Origin of the sequence: Pseudomonas sp. MM211 (assembly GCF_020386635.1) — a bacterium.
In the GTDB taxonomy this organism is placed as follows: domain Bacteria; phylum Pseudomonadota; class Gammaproteobacteria; order Pseudomonadales; family Pseudomonadaceae; genus Aquipseudomonas.
Window position 1 is genome coordinate 2,380,926 of record NZ_CP081942.1, and the last position, 22,013, is coordinate 2,402,938.

At 62.0% G+C, this 22,013-nt stretch carries 19 protein-coding genes and 1 pseudogene; 10 read left to right on the top strand and 10 right to left on the bottom strand.

The features are described 5' to 3' along the window. Positions 1 to 59: 59 nt before the first annotated feature. The gene (locus tag K5Q02_RS10890) at positions 60 to 1,046 is read left to right on the top strand and encodes an NAD-dependent epimerase/dehydratase family protein (RefSeq protein ID WP_225839127.1); all 987 of its coding nucleotides are present in this window, start codon (positions 60 to 62) and stop codon (positions 1,044 to 1,046) included. On the opposite strand, the gene K5Q02_RS10895 is transcribed toward K5Q02_RS10890, so the two are convergent. Then, positions 1,037 to 1,318, bottom strand: a complete 282-nt coding sequence (locus K5Q02_RS10895; RefSeq protein WP_225839128.1) for a hypothetical protein — start codon at positions 1,316 to 1,318, stop codon at positions 1,037 to 1,039. The two genes, K5Q02_RS10890 and K5Q02_RS10895, sit on opposite strands and share 10 nt — an antisense overlap. A gap of 260 nt (positions 1,319 to 1,578) precedes the next feature. Between K5Q02_RS10895 and K5Q02_RS10900 the strand changes: the two genes are divergently transcribed. Next, positions 1,579 to 2,451: an ATPase gene (locus tag K5Q02_RS10900; RefSeq protein ID WP_225839130.1), complete on the top strand. Its 873-nt coding sequence runs from the start codon at positions 1,579 to 1,581 to the stop codon at positions 2,449 to 2,451. Positions 2,452 to 2,519: 68 nt separating this feature from the next. Here K5Q02_RS10900 and K5Q02_RS10905 read toward each other — a convergent pair whose 3' ends face one another. Continuing rightward, entirely contained in the window at positions 2,520 to 3,569 is a 1,050-nt protein-coding gene (locus K5Q02_RS10905; protein WP_225839132.1) for an alkene reductase, read from the bottom strand. Positions 3,570 to 3,646: 77 nt separating this feature from the next. Further along, complete coding sequence (locus K5Q02_RS10910; RefSeq protein ID WP_225839133.1) at positions 3,647 to 3,970, bottom strand: ArsR/SmtB family transcription factor; 324 nt, start codon at positions 3,968 to 3,970, stop codon at positions 3,647 to 3,649. Between the two features lie 156 nt (positions 3,971 to 4,126). On the opposite strand from K5Q02_RS10910, the gene K5Q02_RS10915 reads away from it, so the two are divergent. Continuing rightward, the gene (locus K5Q02_RS10915; protein ID WP_225839135.1) at positions 4,127 to 4,702 is read left to right on the top strand and encodes an acyl carrier protein phosphodiesterase; all 576 of its coding nucleotides are present in this window, start codon (positions 4,127 to 4,129) and stop codon (positions 4,700 to 4,702) included. On the opposite strand, the gene K5Q02_RS10920 is transcribed toward K5Q02_RS10915, so the two are convergent. Beyond that, complete coding sequence (locus tag K5Q02_RS10920) at positions 4,699 to 5,703, bottom strand: GntR family transcriptional regulator (protein ID WP_225839138.1); 1,005 nt, start codon at positions 5,701 to 5,703, stop codon at positions 4,699 to 4,701. The genes K5Q02_RS10915 and K5Q02_RS10920 overlap by 4 nt on opposite strands. A 298-nt stretch (positions 5,704 to 6,001) precedes the next feature. Here K5Q02_RS10920 and K5Q02_RS10925 point away from each other — a divergent pair, with 298 nt between their 5' ends. Next, the gene (locus K5Q02_RS10925) at positions 6,002 to 7,048 is read left to right on the top strand and encodes an AbrB family transcriptional regulator (protein ID WP_225839139.1); all 1,047 of its coding nucleotides are present in this window, start codon (positions 6,002 to 6,004) and stop codon (positions 7,046 to 7,048) included. Positions 7,049 to 7,056: 8 nt separating this feature from the next. Here K5Q02_RS10925 and K5Q02_RS10930 read toward each other — a convergent pair whose 3' ends face one another. Beyond that, complete coding sequence (locus K5Q02_RS10930; protein WP_225839141.1) at positions 7,057 to 7,833, bottom strand: lysophospholipid acyltransferase family protein; 777 nt, start codon at positions 7,831 to 7,833, stop codon at positions 7,057 to 7,059. A gap of 120 nt (positions 7,834 to 7,953) precedes the next feature. Further along, positions 7,954 to 8,712 (bottom strand): L-ornithine N(alpha)-acyltransferase, encoded by a 759-nt coding sequence (gene olsB / locus K5Q02_RS10935; RefSeq protein ID WP_225839143.1) that lies wholly within the window; start codon positions 8,710 to 8,712, stop codon positions 7,954 to 7,956. A 235-nt stretch (positions 8,713 to 8,947) separates the two neighbouring features. Here olsB and K5Q02_RS10940 point away from each other — a divergent pair, with 235 nt between their 5' ends. Then, a complete protein-coding gene (locus K5Q02_RS10940) occupies positions 8,948 to 9,241 on the top strand; it encodes a hypothetical protein (RefSeq protein ID WP_225839144.1) in 294 nt (97 codons plus the stop codon). Positions 9,242 to 9,374: 133 nt separating this feature from the next. Further along, entirely contained in the window at positions 9,375 to 10,532 is a 1,158-nt protein-coding gene (locus tag K5Q02_RS10945; protein ID WP_225839146.1) for a phospholipase D-like domain-containing protein, read from the top strand. Here K5Q02_RS10945 and K5Q02_RS10950 read toward each other — a convergent pair. Together K5Q02_RS10950 and K5Q02_RS10955 are read right to left on the bottom strand one after the other, a co-directional pair. Next, positions 10,507 to 11,820, bottom strand: coding sequence for a sensor histidine kinase (locus K5Q02_RS10950; RefSeq protein ID WP_225839147.1), 1,314 nt, complete (start codon positions 11,818 to 11,820; stop codon positions 10,507 to 10,509). The two genes, K5Q02_RS10945 and K5Q02_RS10950, sit on opposite strands and share 26 nt — an antisense overlap. Positions 11,821 to 12,055: 235 nt before the next feature. Further along, on the bottom strand, positions 12,056 to 13,147 hold the full coding sequence (locus K5Q02_RS10955; RefSeq protein WP_225839149.1) for an NADH:flavin oxidoreductase/NADH oxidase: 1,092 nt from the start codon (positions 13,145 to 13,147) through the stop codon (positions 12,056 to 12,058). Between the two features lie 53 nt (positions 13,148 to 13,200). Here K5Q02_RS10955 and K5Q02_RS10960 point away from each other — a divergent pair, with 53 nt between their 5' ends. Next, complete coding sequence (locus tag K5Q02_RS10960) at positions 13,201 to 13,536, top strand: ArsR/SmtB family transcription factor (protein WP_225839151.1); 336 nt, start codon at positions 13,201 to 13,203, stop codon at positions 13,534 to 13,536. 157 nt (positions 13,537 to 13,693) lie between these two features. Beyond that, positions 13,694 to 14,131, top strand: a complete 438-nt coding sequence (locus K5Q02_RS10965) for a hemerythrin domain-containing protein (RefSeq protein WP_225839152.1) — start codon at positions 13,694 to 13,696, stop codon at positions 14,129 to 14,131. 33 nt (positions 14,132 to 14,164) lie between these two features. Here the strand turns inward: K5Q02_RS10965 and K5Q02_RS10970 are convergent, their stop codons facing one another. Further along, positions 14,165 to 16,981: a PAS domain-containing protein gene (locus K5Q02_RS10970; protein WP_225839154.1), complete on the bottom strand. Its 2,817-nt coding sequence runs from the start codon at positions 16,979 to 16,981 to the stop codon at positions 14,165 to 14,167. Between the two features lie 207 nt (positions 16,982 to 17,188). Here K5Q02_RS10970 and K5Q02_RS10975 point away from each other — a divergent pair, with 207 nt between their 5' ends. Both K5Q02_RS10975 and K5Q02_RS10980 read left to right on the top strand, forming a co-directional pair. Continuing rightward, positions 17,189 to 18,793, top strand: a complete 1,605-nt coding sequence (locus K5Q02_RS10975; RefSeq protein ID WP_225839155.1) for a histidine kinase famiy protein — start codon at positions 17,189 to 17,191, stop codon at positions 18,791 to 18,793. Between the two features lie 604 nt (positions 18,794 to 19,397). Next, a pseudogene (locus K5Q02_RS10980) lies at positions 19,398 to 19,936 on the top strand (thioesterase family protein). Positions 19,937 to 19,987: 51 nt separating this feature from the next. Here K5Q02_RS10980 and K5Q02_RS10985 read toward each other — a convergent pair. After that, complete coding sequence (locus K5Q02_RS10985) at positions 19,988 to 22,006, bottom strand: TonB-dependent receptor (RefSeq protein ID WP_442963998.1); 2,019 nt, start codon at positions 22,004 to 22,006, stop codon at positions 19,988 to 19,990. Between the last annotated feature and the right edge of the window lie 7 nt (positions 22,007 to 22,013).

The window sequence follows — 22,013 nt, forward strand, 5'->3', positions numbered from 1 at the left end:
GGTCTGCTGCGACCGGGCGCCAGGCTTTATAGTGCGCCGACGAGCGAGCGGAGGACGTGATGAAGATTCTGGTCACCGGAGCAAGCGGTTTCATTGGCGGGCGCTTTGCCCGTTATGCCCTGGAGCAAGGCCTGGACGTGCGCGTGACCGGGCGCCGAGAAGAGGCCGTGGAGCACTTGGTTCGCCGTGGCGCGCAGTTCATGCCCGGCGACCTCAACGACCCGGAGCTGGCCCTGTCGCTGTGCAGCGACGTCGAGGCTGTGGTGCATTGCGCCGGTGCCGTGGGCGTGTGGGGGCGCTACGAGTATTTTCATCGCGGCAACGTGCTGCTCACCGAGAACGTCATCGAAGCGTGCCTCAAGCGTCGGGTTCGGCGGCTCGTTCATCTGTCCTCGCCGTCGATCTATTTCGATGGGCGCGATCATGTCGGTTTGAGCGAAGAGCAGGTGCCGAAGCGTTTCTCCAGCCACTACGCACGTACCAAGTTTCTCGCCGAGCAGCGCGTGTTCGGCGCCCAGGAGTTCGGTCTGGAAGTGGTCGCCCTGCGGCCGCGTTTTGTTACCGGGGCGGGCGATGTGAGCATCTTCCCGCGGCTGATCGCCATGCAGCGCAAGAAGCGTCTGGCGATCATCGGCAACGGCCTGAACAAGGTCGATTTCACCAGCGTGCACAATCTCAACGATGCGCTGCTCAGCGCCTTGCTGGCCGCCGGGCCAGCCTTGGGCAAGGCCTACAACATCAGCAATGGTGCAGCGGTGCCGCTCTGGGATGTGGTCAATTACGTGCTGCGCCAACTGGAGTTGCCGGTGGTCACCCGTCACGTGCCGGTCGGTCTGGCGCGTAGCGTGGCAACGCTCAATGAAGGGCTCTGCAGCCTCTTGCCGGGGCGCCCCGAGCCGTCGTTGTCACGGCTGACCGTGGATGTGATGAGCCGTAACTTCTCGCTGGATATCAGCCAGGCACAGCATCACCTGGATTACCAAGCCAAGGCTGGTTTATGGCCGGCGCTCGATGAGTTCTGTCGCTGGTGGCGGGCTCAGGCGTAGACGCGCTGGCCCCGATATACGCGCACCGAGGTGCTTGCCAGATGAATGCCGTTGGCGTGGTGCGGGGTCGCAGCTTCTGCCATGGGCGTGTCGCTAAGTTGAGCCAGGCGTAAGCCCAGATCCCGGGTCTGCTGGTCATTGGAGAGCAGGCAGGCGCTCAACATGGCGGTTACTGCATCCTGCTGACTGAGGCGGATGTCCACGGCGAGTTCCTCGCGCAAACGACGACGCAGATTCTTCATGCAGTCCAACACTTCTTTGTTCAATTCCATGAGCGATCCCGTGCTTGTGAAATGGAAGCTGTCTCTCCGGTGGAGTGCGATACAGCATCGCGGTCAGCCCTGAACGTTTAGCAAGGTGTGTACCAGTTCACAGGCTGCGGAACCTGAGCGGCTTTGCGTGGGTCTTTTGGCGCAATACGCCCCGCAGCGGTGCAGCCATTTCCTGAAGGCACGACACTGAAGCGCTGCGTGCGAATCGGTATACTGCGCGGCAATTTGCCTCCACCGTGGTTTTCTCAAGGTCTCCCTACATGCGTAACGATGCCCACGACGAATTCGATGACGTGCCCAGCCTGACGCCGGATCGCCGCGATCAGGATGATTTCGACCCCGAGCCGCAGCCTTATGCGCGTGCCGCTGCTCCTGGCAAGGCCGCCGCTGCACCTCGTGCAGCCAGCACCGATCCGCTGTGGGCGCTGGTGGGTGCGCTGAGCATCGCCCTGGGCGCCGTGGGCTGGTGGAGCTTCCAGCAGATCAACCTGATGGAGCAGCAACTGGTCGCCACGCAGGAAAGCTTCGCACGCATCAGCGAAGAAGCGGCAGGCCGCATTCAGGACATCTCCGGCAAGGTGGTGGCGGCTGAATCTAACGTCACCACCGGCAGTGAGGCCCTGCGGCTGCAGGTGCGTCAGCTGGAAGGCAAAGTTGCCGAGCTGACCAAGCAACAGCAGGCTGCTGGCGGCCAGCAGAGTGGCCAGGACAAGCGCATCGAGCAACTGATCGCTGACCTCAAGGCCCAGCAGGGCGACAGCGGCAAGTACGACGACAGCTTGAAAACTCTGGGCGGCGAGCAGGCCTCGCTGAAAAGCGAACTGGCTGCCGTGAAAACCGAACTCGCCACCTTGAAGAGTGGCCAGGCGGATGCCGGCAAGCTGGCCACCCAGGTCAAGGGCCTGGCGGGTGACATCGAGGCGCTGAAGAAGGCCGGCAATTCCAATGCAGCTGTCGATCGCCTGGAGCAGGATCTGCTGGTGCTCAAGAGCCAGATGGATAATCGTCCGGCTGCCAGCAGCAGTGGTAGCAGCACCGCCGAGTTCGATTCGTTCCGCGCGCAGACCACGCGCAGCGTCAACACGCTGCAGGCGCAGATTCAGAACCTGCAGCAGCAGATCGACGCCCGCTAAACGACACCCGGCGCTCGGAAACGAAAAAGCCCGCGTGAGAACGCGGGCTTTTCTTTGCGCGGCGGAAATTACAGGCGCGGGTAGTCGATATAGCCGACCGGGCCCGAGCCGTAGAAGGTTTCGCTGTGCGCTTCGTTCAGCGCTGCGCCCTGGCGTAGGCGCTCCGGCAGGTCCGGGTTGGCGATGAAGGGCACACCGAAGGCCACGGCATCGGCCTTGCCGCTGGCCAGCCAGGCATTCGCCTGATCCTTCGAGAAGCGCTCGTTGGCGATGAACACGCCGCCAAAGGCTTCCTTCAGGCTCGGCGACAGGCTGTCATCGGCTTCCCGTTCGCGGGCGCAGAGGAAGGCGATGTTGCGCTTGCCGAGTTCGCGAGCCACGTAGGTGAAGGTTTGCGCACGGTTGGAGTCGCCCATGTCGTGGCTGTCGGCGCGAGGCGATAGATGCACACCGACACGGCCCGGTTCCCAGACGCTCAGCACCGCATCGGTAACTTCCAGCAGCAGGCGCGCACGGTTTTCCAGGGAGCCGCCGTAGTTGTCGGTGCGCTGGTTGGTGCTGTCCTGGAGGAACTGGTCGAGCAGATAGCCATTGGCGCCGTGGATTTCCACGCCGTCGAAGCCGGCAGCCTTGGCGTTTTCTGCGCCCAGTCGGTAGGCGTCGACGATGTCGGCGATCTCTTCGGTTTCCAGGGCGCGCGGGGTCACGTATTCCTTCATCGGACGAATCAGGCTGACGTGACCGTCAGGCTTGATGGCGCTGGGGGCTACCGGCAGCTCGCCGTCGAGGTACGACGGGTCGGAAATCCGCCCCACGTGCCACAGTTGCAGAACGATCTTGCCGCCGTTGGCGTGCACCGCCTTGGTTACGCCGCTCCAGCCACGCACCTGGTCATCGGACCAGATGCCCGGAGTATTCGGGTAGCCGACGCCCATCGGCGTGACCGAGGTGGCTTCGCTGATGATCAGCCCGGCCGATGCGCGTTGGACGTAATACTCGGCCATCAACGCATTGGGCACGCGACCTTCGTCGGCGCGGCAACGGGTCAGCGGTGCCATGATGATGCGGTTGGCGAGTTCCAGATCGCCGATCTTGATGGGGTCGAACAGTGTGGTCATGGTCAGGATCCTTGGGTCATTCGCTCAGAACGGGTTGATGTACGGGGGTGCGGTTAGAAACGGTCAGCGCCAGGCGATCAGGCGGCGATTCGTAGTTCCTCGCCGATCAGGCGCAGGAAGGCATCGATGGTTGCATCGTTGCGTTTGAAGAAATTCCACTGGCCGACCTTGCGGCTGGTCACCAGACCGGCACGCTGCAGGGTGGCCAGGTGCGCCGATACGGTGGATTGCGATAGGCCGGTACGCTCGTCGAACTTGCCCGCACACACGCCGATGTCGAGGGCATGATCCTGCAGGGCGAAATTCGCTTCGGGCTCCTTGAGCCAACGCAGGATGTCGCGCCGCACCGGATGGGCCAGGGCCTTGATCACGTCGTCCAGATCGATGTCGTCGTTACTCATCGGTTCTCCTGATATCGGTGCAGCGCAATATCGCGATGCAGCGAACTCTATATCGGGACTTGGCGATATACAGATCGTTCAGGCAGATAGTGCATATCGACCGGTGTGATGGCGCGCCCCTCGCCGCCGGCCGGCCGAGGCTTTACTCTGTACGCCATGAATTACCTCGCACATTTGCACCTGGGCGGTGATGCGCCCGCCGAATTGCTCGGCAGCCTGTATGGCGATTTCGTCAAAGGGCCGCTGGCCGGGCAGTGGCCGGCCACCATCGAAGCCGGCATCGCGCTGCACCGGCGAATCGACGCCTTTACCGACAGCCATGCGCTGCAGGCTCAGGCCCGGGCACGCTTTCCCGCAGAGCGTCGCCGGGTTGCCGGGATATTTCTCGATCTGTTCTTCGACCATTGCCTGGCGCGGGACTGGCAGCGTTACAGCGATCAGCCGCTGGATCGTTTCACCACCCGCGTTTACCAGGTGCTGGCCGCCGAGTCGCAGTTACCCGGCCACCTGCAGCACATGGCACCGCGCATGGCCGCTCAGGATTGGCTGGGCAGTTACCGGGATTTCGAGGTGCTCGGCCAGGTGATCACCGGGATGTCACGGCGGCTGTCGCGGCCTGGCTTGCTGGATGGCGGTCTGGACGACTTGCGCCGATTGTACGAGCCCTTGAGCGAGGACTTCCGCGCCTTCTACCCGCAGCTCATGGCCTTCGCCCGCGAGCAGCGAGGTTAGTCTTCGTTCTGCAGGCCGAGTCGTTCAAGCAGTGCCGGGTTGAGCTTGTTGCGCCTGGCTCCTTCGAGGTGCGCGCGCAGGCGATCCGCGGCACCAAGGCGGTCGCCGCGCTCGATCAGGTCGAGAATCTCCAGATGCTCCAGCACCTGCTTGCGGCGTGTCGGCCGCGGCAGATCCACGCTGTACTCGACCAGGCGGCGCAGGCCGTTGAGGCGTTTCAACGATTGCAGCAAAAAACGGTTGCCCGAGAAGCCGGCGATGATCTCGTGGAATTTCGAGTTGGCTTCGAACAACTCCTGAGTGGTCATCGTCAGGTAGCCGGTGGCGGCGATGTATTCCTGTTGCTGACGACACAGCGCCAGTACCTTCTGGTCGACCTGAAAGGTCGGTGAGAGCAGGCCGGCCGGCTCGATGGTCACCCTGAAACTGAAGCTTTCCTCGTAGGCCTCTATCGAGTCGATCACCGGCAGCATGCGCCAGCCCTGGCCGGTGCGCTGTTCGGCCCAGCCTTCCTGCTGCATGCGCAGCAGCGCCGAACGCAGCTCAGTGCGCGATACGCCGAACTGGCGCATCAGGTCGATTTCGCTGAGGTGCTCCGGGAGCTGACGCGACAGGCGCAGCTCGACGAATTTCATGTACACCGAATCCTCTTCGGCTTCGGCGATCTCCAGCACCAGGTCGTTGAGATCGTCTGCAGCCCGGGCGAGGAAGAAGCCACGGTTGCGGTCGTGCTTGAGCATGCCGCGCTCGGTGAGATGGTTCAGCACAAACTTCACTGGCGTACGCGAGGTATTGAGAGTCTGCGCCAGGTGGGACTCCGCCAAGTGATGGCCGACGGGCAGGCGCTCATGCCGAACGTAGGCGATGACCTCGCGGGCGACGCGTTTCTGCAAAGCAGTGAGAACCATCGGGTTGGTGTTTTCCTGAGCCATGGCAGTGGGCATCGAATTGTTGTTTGGGGTGCTGTTGGTGTGGCCGATTTCCTCAGCCAGGCGCTGCATTCTGCTACGTAATCGGCTGCGCGCAAAGATCCCGCAGTGCCTGGTTACGATAAGTGAATATTGTTTTTTGTTTGAATTAAGAGCAATATTGCCAGCGTTGATTAGCTGAGATAACTCGTTTTAGAGGGGTTGATCTCGGTTTTTCCTGCGAATGGATGAGCTGCATGGTGACAAAAGTCATGATTGTCTGCGGCCTATCTAATTCTCTCCAGCGCCATCGGCGCTCGATCATCCGCCGCGCCGGCCCATCCGATCGCGTTGCCGCCGCACTGCAGTTGCATGCACCTAAGGGGAAACAATGTTCAAAGGCCACTGGCTGAATTACCTGGGAACGCCGCTGGTTGGCGTGATGGGAGCTCTGATCGCCAGCGCCATCGGCTGGCCGCTACCCTGGATGATCGGCTCACTGGTGGCGGTCATTCTGGTGCGCTGCACCACCGCCTGGCAGTTACAGCCGTTCCCCGGCGGCCGCAAATTTGGTCAGTGGATCATCGGTATCGGTATTGGCTTGCACTTCACCCCAGCGCTGGTCGGGCAGATCGCCGGGCACCTGGTGCCCATCGTCATCGGTGCGTTGATTACCGTGCTGAGCAGCATCGTTGGCGTCTGGTTCATGCGCCGTACCGGGGAAACCATGGCCACTGCGTACTTTTCCAGCATGCCCGGCGGCTCTGGAGAAATGGTCAATCTGGGGGCTCGAAATGGTGCCGAGCTTACCCGTGTCGCGGCGGCGCAAAGCTTGCGGGTGGTTGCGGTGGTGTTGCTGGTGCCGGCGTTGTTCAAGTTCATGATGGGCGAGGGCGAGGTTCACCTGCACGCATCCAACCCGGATTGGCCCTGGCTGGCGTTGATTCTGCCGCTGGCAGGCGCCGCCGGTTGGCTGCTGCACCGGTTGAAACAGCCCAACCCTTGGTTGTTCGGGCCGCTGCTGGTCAGCGCGTTATTCAGTATTGGTTTCGACCTGAGCAGCACGCTACCGGCCGGTGCCAGCCAGGTTGGGCAGCTGATGATCGGCAGCGCGTTGGGCTGCTTCTTCAACCGAGCCTTCTTCCGTTATGCGCCGTCGTTTCTGGCCCGCACCCTGATCACCACCCTGGCGATGATGCTGGTGGCGTTCGTGGCGGCCGTGCTGATCGGCTGGGCGAGCGGGTTGGATTTCCAGTCCCTGACTCTGGGCATGATGCCGGGTGGGATCGCCGAGATGAGCCTGACAGCGGAAACCCTGCAGCTGGCTGTGCCGCTGGTGACTGCTATGCAGGTGATCCGCTTGTTCCTGGTGCTGTTCTTCGCCGAGCCGATTTTCCGGCGCTGGCTGCGCCAGGAGAATCAGCTCTCGATGCGCTAGCGTCAGCTTCAGGCAGCCTGGACGGCGTCCTGGCTATCGTCTGCGCCGTACAGCGCTGTATTGACGGCTGCATGGGCGCGCCGGGCCAGCTCGTTACGGTTGCCCGAGCTGCTGTCGATCGGTTCCAGCAACTGGATCTGCACCTCGGCGACATCGCTGCTCATCAGGCGCAGCAGGTGCGAGAGCATGTCGTCGTCGCCGATGAAGGGCGCTACAGGGCAGCGCTGGCCATCACGAAGGTAACGGATGGCCACTGGCTGCAGATCGATGCTGCTTTCGATGGCGCTGCTCAGCAAACGGCCATGGAACGTGCGCAGCGCCGTGCCATCGCAGGTGGTGCCCTCGGGGAAGATCAGCAGGTGCCTGCCGCCGTTCAGGTGTCGGCCTAGCTGCTGATTGAGCAATCCGCCATCGCCCGCACCGCGGCGGATGAACAGGGTGCCTGCCTTGTGTGCCAGCCAGCCGGCGATCGGCCAAGTACGTACCTCGGCCTTGGACAGGAACGACAGCGGCGCCAGCATTCCAATCAACGGGATGTCTGTCCAGGAAATGTGATTGCTCAGCCACAACATGGGCTTTTGCGGCAATTGCCCGCTAACGCTGACACGAAAGGGCAGTGCGTTGCTCAGGCGCGCCATGAACCAGCGGGTCATACGCTGGCGCAGGCCCATCAGGTCACGGCGAGTCAGACGTTCGATGGGAACCAGAGAAGCGGCGAGCAGGGTACCTGCAGCGATCACCGCCAGCAGGCGGATCAGGCGCACATACAAACGCAGTTTACTCATAGGCGGTTTCTGACCTGCTGGGCGGTTGATGGACGCATGCGCTGGCTGCCGCCGTGAATCGAAGGCAGCGGCCAGCGGCGCATTATTTACCGCGTCCGGCCGCCACCAGCAAGTTTTCACTCAGACTGCCGCCTTGAAGTGCCGCGCATAACGTGGGCACAGCTCGTCACGCTTGAGCAGGATGAACACGTCGGCGACCTGGAAATCCTTGTCCCAGCACGGCTCCCCACACACCTTGGCGCCCAGGCGCATGTAGGCCTTGAGCAGTGGCGGCATCTCGGCGATGACGTTGCCGGAAAGCTCCAGGGCGGGCAGCGGGGTTTTCGGTTCCGCACGCAGGTGTTCGGTGCACAGGTGGCGCTCGCGCAGGCGCTGCATGATTGCCTGTGCCTGAATGCCGCCGTCCTGCATGGGGATGCTGGCGCAACCCATCAGGTAGCGATAACCACCTTCGTTGAGCACCTCGGCCAGCTCGGCCCACAGCACGGCGATGGTGCCGCCGTTGCGGTAGGCGCTGTCCACGCAGGTGCGGCCGATCTCCAGCACCGGGCCTTGCAGGTGACGCAACCCATGCAGGGCGAATTCCTCTTCGCTGTAGAAGCGCCCGAGGCCAGCGGCTGCATGGTGGTCGAGCAGGCGTGTGGTGGCTACCAGCTCGCCGCTGTTCAGATCACGTACGCCGATGTGTTGGCAGTGCAGGTCGTAGTCATCCATGTCCAGGCCCAGCTCGGCGCCTTTCAGTTTGGCGTCGAACTCGGCGCTGAACACACGGAAGCGCAGGGCCTGTGCTTCGCGCAAGGCGCGCGAGGTGGTCAGGCGTTCTGCCTGCAGGCGACGGGGAGCGGTACTGCGCGCGGGTGCCATGGCGTTCTGGGTCATGCCTTACCTCCGTTGCGGGTCGGGGCAGCCCTGCTGCGCACTCGAACCGGATTGGCCTGCTGACCTGAGCAAACTCAGGAAACAACTGCAGGCTAGGCAGGGCGGGTGTCACCACTGTGAAGCTTCGATGATGCTTGTGTGACAGGGCACGCGGTGATGATCGCGAACGAGCAGGTTCAGTCTTGCCGCAACCTTGCTTACCATGTGCGTCCGATAGTTTTGAGTGTGTGCGCCGATGTTCTTCGTCAGAAACCTGGCTTTGCCCTTCATCCTGATCATCGGCGGCGCGATCCTGATGATGGCGTTGGTGCTGCTGTCACAGCAGGGCGCTGCGCTGGCATCCTGGGCACCGACCGTGCGGGCGATTTTTCCCTGGATGATCCTGTTGCCGGCTTGCGGTGCGCTGTGGGCCGCGCAGCGGCTGCTGCAGATCTGGCGCTGGCGCCGCGGCACCCTGAACGGCGACTGCCAGCGCTGCACCGGCGTGATGGTCGGCGACCGCTGCCGGATGTGCGGCCAGCGGCCTTGATGCACCTCTTCCGTGGCTTCGCCTGTGAGGTGCTTTGCAAGGCGCACCCGGGCGGCTATCGTGGCGCATCCCCAGCCCTCGGCCGAGATGCCATGCGCCCGTCGTCCTTCCTTCCACCCTGTGAGCGTAATTGATGCCCGGTCAGGTATTTCCCTGGCGGGAAGGTAATCGCTTCACCCTGCTCAACGACGGCCCGACCTTCTTTCCGCGGATGATCGCCTGCATCGACGCGGCCCGTGAGACGGTCGAGCTCGAGCAATATCTGGTGGTCAGCAGCGCCTGTACCGATGCCCTGTTGCGTGCCCTGTGTGAAGCCGCGCAGCGCGGCGTGGCGGTGCGCTGCCTGTTCGATGCGTTCGGTTGCCAGGGGCTCAGTCAGCGTGACCGGCAATCGATGCTCGATGCCGGCATACAGCTGCGTTGGTACAACCCGATACGCTGGCGCCGCGGCGCGCGCAATCTGTACCGTGACCACCGCAAGTTGCTGGTGGTCGACGACCGGGTCGCCTTCGTCGGCGGCACCGGTTCTACCGATGAGTTCTGGACGCCCGGTGAGCCGGTCAGTGCCTGGCACGAAGTGATGGTGGAAATCGACGGACCGCTGGTGGTCGACTGGTTGCAGCTGTTCGACCGGCAGTGGCAGGCCAACAATGCACGCTTTGCCTGGCGTCCGTATCTCACCCCGCACCGCAAGCCGCTGCCCCAACTGCCGCCAACCGGGACGGGTTGGGGCAGAGTGGCCTATGCCGATGCACGACAGCACCGCGATATCCTGCAGTCGCTGATTCGTGCCTTGAATGGTGCACAGCAGCGCGTGTGGCTGGCCACACCGTATTTCCTGCCGACCTGGAAAGTGCGTCGGGCGCTGCGCAAGGCTGCGGCGCGGGGTGTCGACGTGCGCTTGCTGCTCAGTGGCCGGCACACCGACAACCCCCCTGTGCGTTTCGCCGGGCAGCGTTACTACCCGCGATTGCTCAAGGCCGGGGTGCGCATCTTCGAATTCCGGCCGCGGTTCCTGCACCTGAAGATGGTGCTGGTGGACGACTGGACCAGTGTCGGCTCCTGCAACTTCGACCACTGGAACCTGCGCTTCAACCTGGATGCCAACGTCGAAACTCTGGATGCGGATTTCACCGCGGCGGTGCAGCAAAGCTTCGAAACCGATTTCCCGCAGAGCCGTGAGGTCGACTTGCAGATGTGGCAGGCGCGGCCGTTCTGGAAGCGTCTGCGTCAGCGCCTGTGGGGCTGGCTGGATCGCCTGGTGGTCAACCTGCTCGATCGACGACGCTGATACGGCCCAGCACACGCAGGTAGAGGTTCATGCTGGTGCCAGCGCCTGGTGCGGTCTCGACCCGCACATCACCGCCGGTGTTGTTGGCGAAGTCACGTGCCTGTGCCAGGCCCAGCCCGGTTCCGTGGCCTGCCTGCTTGGTGGTGAAGAACGGGTCGAACACCTTGCTTGCCAGTTCCTCGGACATGCCCGGCCCGTCGTCTTTGACGCTGAGCACCAGATACGCGCCGTCACCCAGTAACGAGTCCCCCGTGACCTGTTGCTGGCGCGTGGCGATCTGCACCTGACCACTGCCTTGCATGGCGTCGCGCGCATTGCTGAGCAGGTTGAGCACCACGGCCTGCAGCTGTACTTCGTCGCACATCACGGCCACGTCTCTGGCTGTCAGGTCGAAGCTCAGTTCGATGCCATTACCCAGGGTGCCGGCGAGCAGGTCACGGGATCGTTCTATGCGCTCGCTGATATCGATGCAGGCCAGCTCCGGGCCGTCCTGGCGTACGTTGGCCAGCAACTGACGGATCAGCTTGCCGCCTTGCTCCACCGCCTGCAGCCCGGTCTGACAGAAACGCTCCACCTCTGCGGGGCGACGCGCACGCAGATGAGCCATCTGCAGGCTGGCGCTGAGTACTTGCAGCAGGTTGTTCACATCATGGGCGATGCTTGCCGTGAGCATTCCCAGGGATGACACCCGTCGCGCATGGCGCAGCGACGCTTCAGCTTCGCGGTGCTGGGTCTGGGCATGTTCCAGTTGATCTGCCAGTTCGCTGGCGCGCCGCTCACGCTGCACTTCAAGCAGACGCAAGTGCAGCAGGGCCGCTGTTTGCCGCGCCAAAGCTTGTAGGGCCTGGCGCTGTGCCTCGCTGAGCGTGCGTGGGCGGGTATCGATCACGCACACGGAGCCCAGCAGGTGGCCTGCATCGGTGCGAATGGGGGCCCCGGCATAGAAGCGAATGTAGGGCGGGCCGAGCACCAGCGCGCTGTGCTGGAAGCGTGGATCTTGGGTCGCATCCTCCACCACCAGCACGTTGTCCGGCTCTAGAATCGCGTGGGCACAAAACGCTAGGTCGCGGTGGGTCTCACTGACATCCAGGCCAATGCAGGCCTTGAACCACTGCCGCTCACGGTCGACCAGCGACACCAGCGCAATCGGCGTTTCGCATAACGTGGTCGCCAACTGCACGACATCATCGAAGCCTTGCTCCGGCGCGGAGTCGAGGATTTCGAGGTGTTCGAGTGAGAGAACGCGCTCTTCCTCATCAGGCGGGAAGGGGGCAGGGCGATGGGGCATCGGAGGGTACCGCAGGCAGGGTTGGCGGCATGATGCGCTGTGCCCCAATGGACGGCAAGCAACTTGTGAAGGGAGCGGGCGGGCGGACTTCCTCGCTCAGAGGCGGCTTTGTGATGGTTGCGCAAACACTGCGAGGGCCATCGATTATCGAACTCAAGCGAGGCTGCAGGTGCCTGGAATGGGCACCCAAAGCGACGAATGGCTGACTAGTCAGCTAGCCAGGCGGAAATACCGCTTAGCGGTAGCGTTCCAGCCAGTGGGCGTAGGGGGCTGGCAGCGTCCAGGAGGCTTTGTCGACACCCAGCTCCTTGGCGGCGAAGTATGGCCAGTGCGGGTCGGCCAGGTGGGCGCGGCCGATGGATACCAGGTCGAGGTGACCGGCTTTGACTGCTTCTTCCGCCAGTTGTGGCGTGCCGAAGCCCCAGGCGGAGGTTACCGGCAGGTCGGCCTCGCGGCGCACGCGTTCGGCGATCGGGCCCATGAAGGCCGGGCCCCATGGGATGTTGGTATCAGGGATGGTGAAGCCGACGCTGACGCTCAGCAGATCCAGGCCACCGGCCTTGAAGCGGCGGGCCAGCTCGATGGACTCTTCGAGAGTCTGCTCGTCACGGCCGTCGTATTCGAGCACGCCAAAGCGGGCTGTCAGCGGCAGGTGCTCAGGCCAGACTTCGCGAACGGCGGCGAGGGTTTCCAGCATGAAGCGGCTGCGGTTGTCGAAGCTGCCGCCGTAGGCATCGGTGCGCTGGTTGGAGTGCTCGGAAAAGAAGCTCTGGCCCAGGTAGCCGTGGGCGAAGTGCAGTTCGATCCATTCGAAGCCGGCGTCACGGGCGCGGCGGGCGGCGTCGACGAAGTTCTGGCGTACCCGGGCGATATCTTCCAGGGTCATGGCGCGTGGCACTTTCGGCAGGTTGGCGCCAAAGGCGATGGCCGACGGTGCGATGGTTTCCCAGCCGCGCGAATCGTTATCGGCGATATGGTCGTCGCCTTCCCATGGGCGGTTGGCGCTGGCTTTGCGGCCGGCGTGGGCGATCTGGATGCCTGGCACTGAGCCGGCGGCCTTGATGGCTTGCACCACCGGGACGAACGCCTGGGCGTGTTCGTCGCTCCAGATGCCGGCGCAGCCGGGGGTGATACGGCCTTCCGGGGCAACGGCGGTCGCCTCGACGACCAGCAGGCCTGCGCCGCCACGCGCCATGCCGGCCAGGTGCACATGGTGCCAGTCGTTGATGAGGCCATCGTCGGCCATGTACTGACACATCGGCGGGATGGCGATGCGGTTGCGAAGGGTGACGTCTTTCAGCTTGAAGGGTTCGAACAGCGCAGACATGGGCAAACTCCAGATTGATTCGTTCGTTACTTTAGTTCGATCATAATCGAACTATGGCAATTGTCGATAGCCCCGTTATCATGTGCAGCATGCGCCCCTTCAAACATCCCGATCCCCGTGACCTGACACTCGAGCGTCTGCTGTACGCCTTGAGTGACCCCGTTCGCCTGGAGATCGTTCGCTGCCTGGCCGGTGTGACTGAGGCCACCTGTGGTGAGCTCGATGGTGGCCGCCCCAAGTCCAGCATGTCTCACCATTTCCGGGTGCTGCGCGATGCCGGCCTGGTGCATACGCGCAACATCGGCACCACGCACATGAACTCCTTGCGTAGCGCCGAGCTGGATACGCGCTTCCCCGGGCTGCTGAGCGCCATTCTTTCGCAGCATTGATACGCCTCTCATAACAACCGATTCTCGTCTTGCCGCATTCGCCGGTGTGCTCGGCTGCGCGCGTTAATTGGTTGAACCACGATTTTGCCGCCTCGGTCTGACCTTGCAGATGGCCTCGAAAGGCCACGGACAATCCGTAACCTGATGAGAGAACCTTATGCAGATCTTCGAAGCATTACGTGAAAGCCACGATCGCCAGCGGGCAATGGCCGAGGCGCTGGTCGCCACCCAGGGCGATTCGCCAGAGCGCGCCCAGTATTACCGTGAACTGAAAGAGGAGCTGCTCGCCCATGCTCGAGCGGAAGAGCGGTTCTTCTACTCGCCGTTGATGAAGCACGACTCCGGCGTCGATCTGTCTCGCCACGGCGTTGCCGAGCACCACGAGATGGATGAGTTGCTTGAGACCCTGGAAGAAACCGACCCGTCCAGCCCTTCGTGGCTCGCTACCGCCCGCAAACTCAAGGACAAGATCTTCCATCACTTGGAAGACGAGGAGCACACCTTCTTCCAGCAGGCCGGGAAGATGCTCACCCAGCAGCAGAAAATCGCGCTGGCGACCGACTACGTCAAGGACTACGAGGAAGCATTGGGCTGAGAGGGCTGGTGCTGCAGCCGGGTGTTGGAAGCGTTATTCCGTCACCAATTCGCGTACCCGCGAAGCCAGCGCTTCCAGGGTGAAAGGCTTGGTCAGCACCGCCATCCCCGGGCTTAGCTGGCCGTCGGTGAGCAACGAGTTTTCCGCGTAGCCGGTGATCAGCAGTACCGGCATGCTGGGCCTGCTGGTCAGCGCAGCATCGGCCATCTGCCGGCCGTTCATGCCTCCCGGCAAGCCAACATCGCTGATCAGTAGATCGACCTGGGTCTCGGATTGCAGAATGCTCAGTCCGGCAGCGCTGTCGCCGGCCTCGATCACGTTGAGGCCGAGTTCTTCGAGTACCTCGGTTACCAACATGCGTATGGCCGGTTCGTCATCGACCACCAGCGCCGTCTTGCCGGTTCCCTCGGCTGCCAGATCGAGCCCGGCGATCGCCGAGGGTGTCGCCTCGACTTCGGCTTTACCGTTGTGGCGGGGCAGGTACAGGGTCACGACCGTGCCTTCACCCACCGTCGAGGTGATACGCATCTGGCCACCTGACTGCTTGGCGAAACCGTATGCCATGGACAGGCCAAGCCCCGTGCCTTCGCCCATCGGTTTAGTGGTGAAGAACGGCTCCACTGCGCGGGCGACGATCTGCGCCGGCATGCCCACGCCGTTGTCCAGCACCGCCAGGCTCAGGTAGTCGCCTTCGGGCAGATTGAGGGTGGCGCCGCGCTTGGCATCGATCCACAGGTTCTCCGTGGTCGCTTTGATCACGCCGCCGTTGGGCATGGCGTCGCGGGCGTTGATGCACAGGTTGAGGAGGGTGTTTTCCAGTTGCGATGCATCGACCAGAGCTGTCCACAGGTTCGGCTGCAGTTCGCTTTCCAAGTGGATGCTCGGGCCGACGGTACGCTGGATCATTTCCAGCATGCCCGCGATCAGCAGGTTGACGTCCGTCAGCTTGGGCAGCAGCGTTTGGCGCCGTGAGAAGGCCAGCAGCCGATGTGTCAGGGCGGCGGCACGGCGGGTGGCAGTTTCTGCCGAGCTCATGTACTTGGTCAGTTCATGGAAGCGGCCCTGCTCGATGCGCAGATGCATCAGTTCCAGCGAACCGGAGATGCCCGCGAGCAGGTTGTTGAAGTCGTGGGCGATGCCGCCGGTCAATTGCCCGATCGCCTCCATCTTCTGGGACTGTCGCAGCGACTCCTCGGCCATGTGCTGGGCGGTGACATCGCGGCCGACGAAGTGGAATACATCACTCACGGAGTCCGGAGCCGCTGTCCACAGGAACGATCGCGCATCACCCGCCTTGCAACGGAGGCGGCTGGTGAAGCCGCTGACCTTTTCGCCCTTGCTCAGGCGCTCCAGGAGCCCGAAAACGTCTGCCCGATCTTCCTCCACCACTATCTCGATAAACGGTGTGCTGAGCAGTTGCTCGGCTTCCCAGCCTAGCAACTGAGTCCAGGCCGGATTGATGGTTTTGAAGTAACCGTCTAGCCCTGCGGAACCCATCAGATCGTTGGTGCTTTCCCACAGGCGGTCGCGCTCGGCAGTGCGTTTTTTCAGCTCGGCACGGTTGAGCTTTTCCCGGGTCACATCCCGTGCGGAGCAGTACGTTTTGCCACCACTGGGAACGGCCACCCAAGACAGCCAGCGCCATTCACCGCTCTTGCAACTGAAGCGATTTTCCAGGCCCAGTGCGGGCTCGCCGGCCAGCTTGACCTGCTGCCAGACGCGCTGCGTATCGGCTTGGTCGGCAGGGTGCACGAATGCCAGGAAGTGGGTGTCAGCCAGCTCCTCTTCCGACCAGCCAAGAGTCGTCTGCCAGGCGGGGTTGGATGCCTCGAAATAACCGTCGTCGTTGAGTACGCCGAGCAGGTCCGGCGTTATCTGCCAGGTACGACCGCGCTCGAAGGTCTGCGCGATGACTTTCTGTTCGAGTTCGGCGTTGAGTGCCATGACCCGTGCAATGGCACGATCACGTTCGCCTTCGATGGCGCGCCGCTCCTCCACGTTGATCAGTACGCCAGGGAAGCTCAGCCCACTGCCATCGGCAGCCAGTTCCACGCGACCATTGGCCTCCAGCCAGTAATAGCAGCCGTCGGCACGGCGCACGCGATACTGGTGGGCGTAGGGGCCGCCACGGGAGATGACTTCGTTGATGGCCTCGAGCAGGCTCTCGATATCATCGGGATGAACGGTTTCGACGACCTGCTGCAGGCTCAAACCTTCACGACCCAGCGCGGGATTCAGGCCGAAGTTGTGTGCGAAGGCTTCGTCTACGGTGAAGCGGTTGGTGGGCAGATCCCAGAACCAGGTGCCGATTATGGCTCCCGCAGCCAGGGCCAGTTGCACCCGCTCGGCGTTGGCGATAGCGGGTTGTTGAATCGTCACCACCTGGGTGGTTTCGATGGCCACATTGAGGAAGCCGGCGATTGCGCCTGAAGCGTCCTCCAGGGGGCTGTAGGAAAACGTCCAGTAAGTATCTTCGGGGTAACCGTTGCGGGTCATGACCAGGTGCATGTTCTGGTCATGAATGGGAGTGCCAGCCAGCACCTTGTCCACCAGCGGGCCAATGGTGTCCCACACGTCGTTCCAGACTTCATGTATCGCCATGCCAAGTGCCTTGGGATGGCGATCACCCAGGAAGGGTATGTAGGCCTCGTTGTAGATCAGCGTGCGCTCCGGCCCCCAGGTTGCGCACATGGCGAAGCTGCTGGTGTTCATGATGCCGTAGGCGGTGCGCAGCGCGTCCGGCCAGTTATCTGTCGCTCCGAGCGGTGTCAAAGCCCAATCGAAATCTTTGAGGGTGGATTGCACGGAGCACCTTGCGCTGGCGGATGGACGACGTGGAGAGTTTGCCATCAGAGACGTGGTGGTTCACAGGGGCATTGCTTTCAACAGCCGAAGTTGGCTGATTCGCAGCCGTCATAACGCGCTGAATTGGCTCGCTGATGACGGTTGAAAACTTGTACAGGTAATTCTGTTTGTAGAACTTATTGATGGCCAGTTGCTCGAATTTTTGTAGAGCGGCCGTTTCGCTGGTTGCGCCCATTCATACAGGGGAAGCCAATGGTTAATAGCGGCAAACAGAGTTTCCGTGTCGATAACACCTCGTCCGGGGACATCTCCGGCTCCGGCAAGAACATCTTCTTTGCGGCGGTAGAAACCACCCGCATGCCGATGATAATCGCCGACCCGAATCGTGACGATAATCCGATCATCTTCGCCAATAACGCCTTTCTGGAGATGACCGGTTACAGCGCTGAAGAAGTCGTCGGTAGGAACTGCCGTTTCCTGCAGGGACCGGAAACGGATCGCGCGGTGGTCGCGCAGGTTCGTGAAGCGGTTGCGATGAGGCAAGAACTGGCCGTCGAGCTGATCAACTACCGAAAAGACGGCTCGACGTTCTGGAGTGCGCTGTTTATTTCGCCGGTCTACAACGACGCCGGTGAGCTGATTTATTTCTTTTCTTCCCAGTTGGATATCAGCCGTCGTCGCGATGCCGAGGAAGGTTTGCGCCAGGCGCAGAAAATGGAAGCGCTGGGCCAGCTCACGGGCGGTATTGCCCATGACTTCAATAACCTGCTGCAAGTGATGATCGGCTACCTCGAGGTGCTCGACCGCACGATAGCCAAGCCTGCATACGACCAGGAGCGCATGCAGCGCTACGTGCGCAACTCCCGTAATGCCGCTGATCGTGCTGCCACCCTTACCCAGCAACTGCTGGCGTTTGCGCGCAAGCAGAAGCTCGAGGGCCGCGTGCTCAACCTCAACGGGCTTATCAACGGCTTCCAGGAGTTGGGTGAGCGAACCCTGGGGCAGTCCACCCTGCGGTTGACGCTCGAGAAGACGCTCTGGAACTGCCGAATCGACCCGACGCAGGCCGAAGTCGCCTTTCTCAATATCCTTATCAATGCCCGCGATGCGCTTGAAGGGCGTGAGCATCCGACGGTCGATATCGAAACCAAGAACGTGGTGGTCGACGACTTGGGCAGCATGTCTTATGACGGTTTGATGCCGGGGCGTTACGTCAGCATCGCCATCACTGACAACGGCATCGGCATGGCCGAGAGCGTGAGTACACGAGTGATGGATCCCTTCTTCACCACCAAGGAGGAGGGCAAAGGCTCAGGCCTCGGCCTGTCGATGGTCTATGGCTTCGTCAAACAGTCCGGCGGCACGGTGCGGATTTATTCCGAAGAGGGTGTTGGTACGACGTTGCGTCTGTATTTCCCCGCAGATGACAGCCAGGTTACCCAGCGTCTTGCCAAGGAGCAGCCAGGCGAGCGCAATGGCACTGAGCGCGTGCTGATCGTGGAAGACCGGCCGGATGTGGCCGATCTGGCCAAGATGGTGCTCGAAGACTATGGCTACATCGCCGAGATATCCATGAACGCCCGTGAAGCGCTGCTAATGCTCGACATGGCCGACTACGACCTGCTGTTCACCGACCTGATCATGCCTGGTGGAATGAATGGCGTGATGCTCGCCCGCGAAGCCAGGCGTCGCAAACCGGGGCTGAAAGTACTGCTCACCACGGGTTACTCCGAGAGTTCTCTGGAGAGCACCGACGCTGCCGGCAGTGAATTCGAGGTGATATCCAAGCCATACGTGCCGACCGATCTGGCCCGCAAAGTGCGCCAGGTCATCGAGGGGCCGACAGGCGTTGGCTGATCGTCCTCACTGCTGCCTTAGCTTGCTGATAGTGAGGAGAATCTTCAGCGTTGGCCGAGAGCGTGAGCGCTCCGATAGGTTCACACAAACGAACCGTATGACGAGCGGTATCAATACAGTGCGAACCGATTTGCCCATCGTTGCCTCACATTATTATGGACAACTATATAAATAGATTTACCTCTGAAACAGGCTGCCGACTTGACCTTGAAAAAGGCCCAACCGGCATATGCTTCAAAGCGATGTCAGCGGACGGGCAATGCGTGGGGAGCAGGTGTCTGAGTAAGGCCCAACTGGAAAACTGCGCCTTGGTGCAAGCCGTGATGCTCGACTTCATCGCTCAAACCAATAGGGTGCTGGAACCAAACAGGAGGCTTGCCTCCTCGGCGCATATGCCTAAGAAAGATACCGGCCCTGCTCCGCGCTGCTAGCCCTGTGTTGAACAGATACTCGATGTGCAGCGAACGTCATCGCCTCTATTGGCAGCCGGGCGAAAGCACCATCGTTTTTGCATAAATCCCATGGGGTAAGGCAGTTCTGCAACTACCTTGCTTGGCGCGACGTGTTTACAGTGCACGTCTTCGTTCGAGCAGGTGTTCGCGTTATGAATCTTTGGTTTCGCCTTTTTCTGATGCTGCTGCGCCGGCCATGGCGCCGGCCTGTATCTGCGTTCGAAACCACCGTCGTGCGCATGCGAGTCTGGCCGCTTGATCTCGACCTTAACCGCCACGTCACCAATGGCCGCTACTTCACCCTGTCTGATGTCGGGCGTATGGATTACGTACTGCGCAGCGGTGCGTTTCGGGTAGCGCTGCGTCATCGTGCCCTGCCTATCGTCGGTGATGTATGGGGCAAGTTCCGTCGCGAACTGAAGCTGTTCCAGGCTTTTGAAGTGCATACCCGGATGTTGGGTTGGGATGAAAAATGGAGCTTTATCGAACACCGATTCGTGAGGGATGGCCGGGTGCTGGGCGTGGTCATCATGCGCGGCTTGTTCCGTGGGCCGAAAGGCAACGTATCGCCAGGTGAGTTCGCGTTGGAACTGAACTTGCGCGAACAGTCCCCGCCACTGCCCGACTGGTTGAGCAACTGGTCGAGAGCTGCGACCGCTTGAGCAGCCAACTGCGTGATGAAGAGCAGTGAGTGGGTACGCCATGGCCACGTAGCCAGTCGCTACGTGGCCATGGCCGTGGTCTAGAAGTCCAGCGTCAGCCCCGCATAAACTGCCCGACCATCGCCTGCCGCGTGTAGCGATTGCTGCACACCGGCGCTGTCGTCATACCAGGCGTATTCGTAGTAACGGTCGGTGATGTTCTTGGCCTGCACATCGACGCTCAGGGTTGGCGTGACCTGATAAGTCGCCCCCAGATTGAGCAGCAGGTAATCGCCGAACTTGCCGGTGCTGTTGGTGCGTTCGAGGTAGTAGTCGCTCTGGCCGTTGACCCAGGCGGACAGCTCGAGCTCAGGCGTCAGCTGATAGGTCGAGCCAGCGGCGTACAGGTGATGAGGCACGTGATCCATCTCCTTGCCCTTGCTGGCCGGCAGGTTGGGATTGGGCTCGAGGATCTCCGAGAACTGCCGCGAGTAGGACAGCCAGATGCTGCTGGCGTCGCTGGGGTACAGGTTGAGCTGCACATCCCAGCCTTTGCGCAAGGTTTTACCGACGTTCTCGGCATCGCCAACCGCGTCGTTGAGCTTGCGCTGCACTTCATCCGAGGCCTTCTGCTCCCAGTAGGCGATACGGCCATCGATCCAGGCGGCTGGCTTGAACTTGATGCCGGTTTCCCAGCCATCGTTGATCGACGGTTTCAGGTCGTCGCTGAGGGTCGCCAGGCGATAAGCCGCCGACCCGACACCGACCTGATAGCTGCGGCCCCAGTTGGCATAAAGGCTGGCTTGCTCCCAGGGCGAGTAGACGACGCTGATCTTCGGCTGTTTGATCAGGCCATAGTCGTTGACGTCGGCATGCTCACCGCTCAAACCATTGACGTAGCCGCCATACAGCTTGTCGACGCGGTACGCGGGGATGATCTTCAGCGACTCGCTGGGCTCGATCACCGCCTGCACATAGGTGCCGTAAACATTCAGGTCGAACTGCTGATCGCGGGTCTGCGCCACGCGGTTGCGCTGCTGCGTGCGGTAACGCAGGCTTTCGTTCTCCTGGCGCTGTACCTCGGCACCACCCTCCAGGGCGAAGGCATGCAGATGCTCCACCTCGGGGCGCCAGGTCAGGCTGCTCAGCGCGCCGTACTGGGTTTCGTCGGCGTAACGTTCCTGTTGCGATGAGGTGCGCCAGTACTGCGTCCAGCGGCGGTCTTCGAAGGTATTCACGTAGGCCTTGCTGGCCCAGCTCAGGGTCTCCGAGAGGTTGGCGTCGAGGTGCAGGCTGAGCTGGTTCATTTCCCGTTCACCGGTGTCGGTGGCGTTGTTGGCGTAGGATTGACGTGGCCGGTTGCGGGAGTCAGAGCGGCTCAGGTAGCCGGCTTCGTCGGCATCGACGGTGTAGTGCCGGGCGATCAACCCGGCACGCCAGGCGTCATCGTCTGCGGTATAGAACCACTTGCCGGCGAAGCTCATGCGCTCGGCCTTTGCGTGATCCCGATAGCCATCGCTGCCCTGATAGCTGAAGGCGTAGTTCTGGCTCCAGTTGCCGCCTTCGATGCCCTTCACCAGTTGCAGTTCACGGGTGTCGAAGCTGCCATAGCGCAGCCGCAACTTGCCTTCGTTGCCGCCCTGGCGGGTATTGATGCTGGCGTTGCCGGCGATGTTGTGCAGCCCGTAGCGCGGGTCGTTGGTGCCGCGCACCACTTCGAGGCTGTCGATCTCCAGCGGGAAGACCATGTCGATGAAGGGCATGTTGCCGTCGTTGGTATTGCTGGGAATACCGTCGATCAGCAGCTTGACGGCATTCACCTCACCCTCGCCGTTGAAGCCGCGAAACGACAACTTGCCGGAGGTGGTGCCCTGATTGAATTGGGTCAGCATTACACCGGGCGCTCGGCTGAACAGTTCCCAGCTGTATTGCACCGGCTGCTTTTCGAGGATGTCGGCACCGAGTACATCGACCGAGCTGAGAATGTTGTGGCTGGCCAGCGGGCCGGCTTGCCCTGCAACGACGCTGACCGCGCCGAGTGTGACGAGCGAATCGCCGGTGTTGCGGGTGTCGGCAACGGCCTGGCTCAGCGGCGTGAGGGCGAACAGGCAGGACAGCATGACGGTT

Excerpts from the sequence above, each read along its gene's own strand:
- K5Q02_RS10890 (WP_225839127.1), top strand. The coding sequence starts at position 60 with ATGAAGATTCTGGTCACCGGAGCAAGCGGTTTCATTGGCGGGCGCTTT.
- K5Q02_RS10895 (WP_225839128.1), bottom strand. The coding sequence starts at position 1,318 with ATGGAATTGAACAAAGAAGTGTTGGACTGCATGAAGAATCTGCGTCGT.
- K5Q02_RS10900 (WP_225839130.1), top strand. The coding sequence starts at position 1,579 with ATGCGTAACGATGCCCACGACGAATTCGATGACGTGCCCAGCCTGACG.
- K5Q02_RS10905 (WP_225839132.1), bottom strand. The coding sequence starts at position 3,569 with ATGACCACACTGTTCGACCCCATCAAGATCGGCGATCTGGAACTCGCC.
- K5Q02_RS10910 (WP_225839133.1), bottom strand. The coding sequence starts at position 3,970 with ATGAGTAACGACGACATCGATCTGGACGACGTGATCAAGGCCCTGGCC.
- K5Q02_RS10915 (WP_225839135.1), top strand. The coding sequence starts at position 4,127 with ATGAATTACCTCGCACATTTGCACCTGGGCGGTGATGCGCCCGCCGAA.
- K5Q02_RS10920 (WP_225839138.1), bottom strand. The coding sequence starts at position 5,703 with ATGCAGCGCCTGGCTGAGGAAATCGGCCACACCAACAGCACCCCAAAC.
- K5Q02_RS10925 (WP_225839139.1), top strand. The coding sequence starts at position 6,002 with ATGTTCAAAGGCCACTGGCTGAATTACCTGGGAACGCCGCTGGTTGGC.
- K5Q02_RS10930 (WP_225839141.1), bottom strand. The coding sequence starts at position 7,833 with ATGAGTAAACTGCGTTTGTATGTGCGCCTGATCCGCCTGCTGGCGGTG.
- olsB (WP_225839143.1), bottom strand. The coding sequence starts at position 8,712 with ATGACCCAGAACGCCATGGCACCCGCGCGCAGTACCGCTCCCCGTCGC.
- K5Q02_RS10940 (WP_225839144.1), top strand. The coding sequence starts at position 8,948 with ATGTTCTTCGTCAGAAACCTGGCTTTGCCCTTCATCCTGATCATCGGC.
- K5Q02_RS10945 (WP_225839146.1), top strand. The coding sequence starts at position 9,375 with ATGCCCGGTCAGGTATTTCCCTGGCGGGAAGGTAATCGCTTCACCCTG.
- K5Q02_RS10950 (WP_225839147.1), bottom strand. The coding sequence starts at position 11,820 with ATGCCCCATCGCCCTGCCCCCTTCCCGCCTGATGAGGAAGAGCGCGTT.
- K5Q02_RS10955 (WP_225839149.1), bottom strand. The coding sequence starts at position 13,147 with ATGTCTGCGCTGTTCGAACCCTTCAAGCTGAAAGACGTCACCCTTCGC.
- K5Q02_RS10960 (WP_225839151.1), top strand. The coding sequence starts at position 13,201 with ATGGCAATTGTCGATAGCCCCGTTATCATGTGCAGCATGCGCCCCTTC.
- K5Q02_RS10965 (WP_225839152.1), top strand. The coding sequence starts at position 13,694 with ATGCAGATCTTCGAAGCATTACGTGAAAGCCACGATCGCCAGCGGGCA.
- K5Q02_RS10970 (WP_225839154.1), bottom strand. The coding sequence starts at position 16,981 with ATGGCAAACTCTCCACGTCGTCCATCCGCCAGCGCAAGGTGCTCCGTG.
- K5Q02_RS10975 (WP_225839155.1), top strand. The coding sequence starts at position 17,189 with ATGGTTAATAGCGGCAAACAGAGTTTCCGTGTCGATAACACCTCGTCC.
- K5Q02_RS10985 (WP_442963998.1), bottom strand. The coding sequence starts at position 22,006 with ATGCTGTCCTGCCTGTTCGCCCTCACGCCGCTGAGCCAGGCCGTTGCC.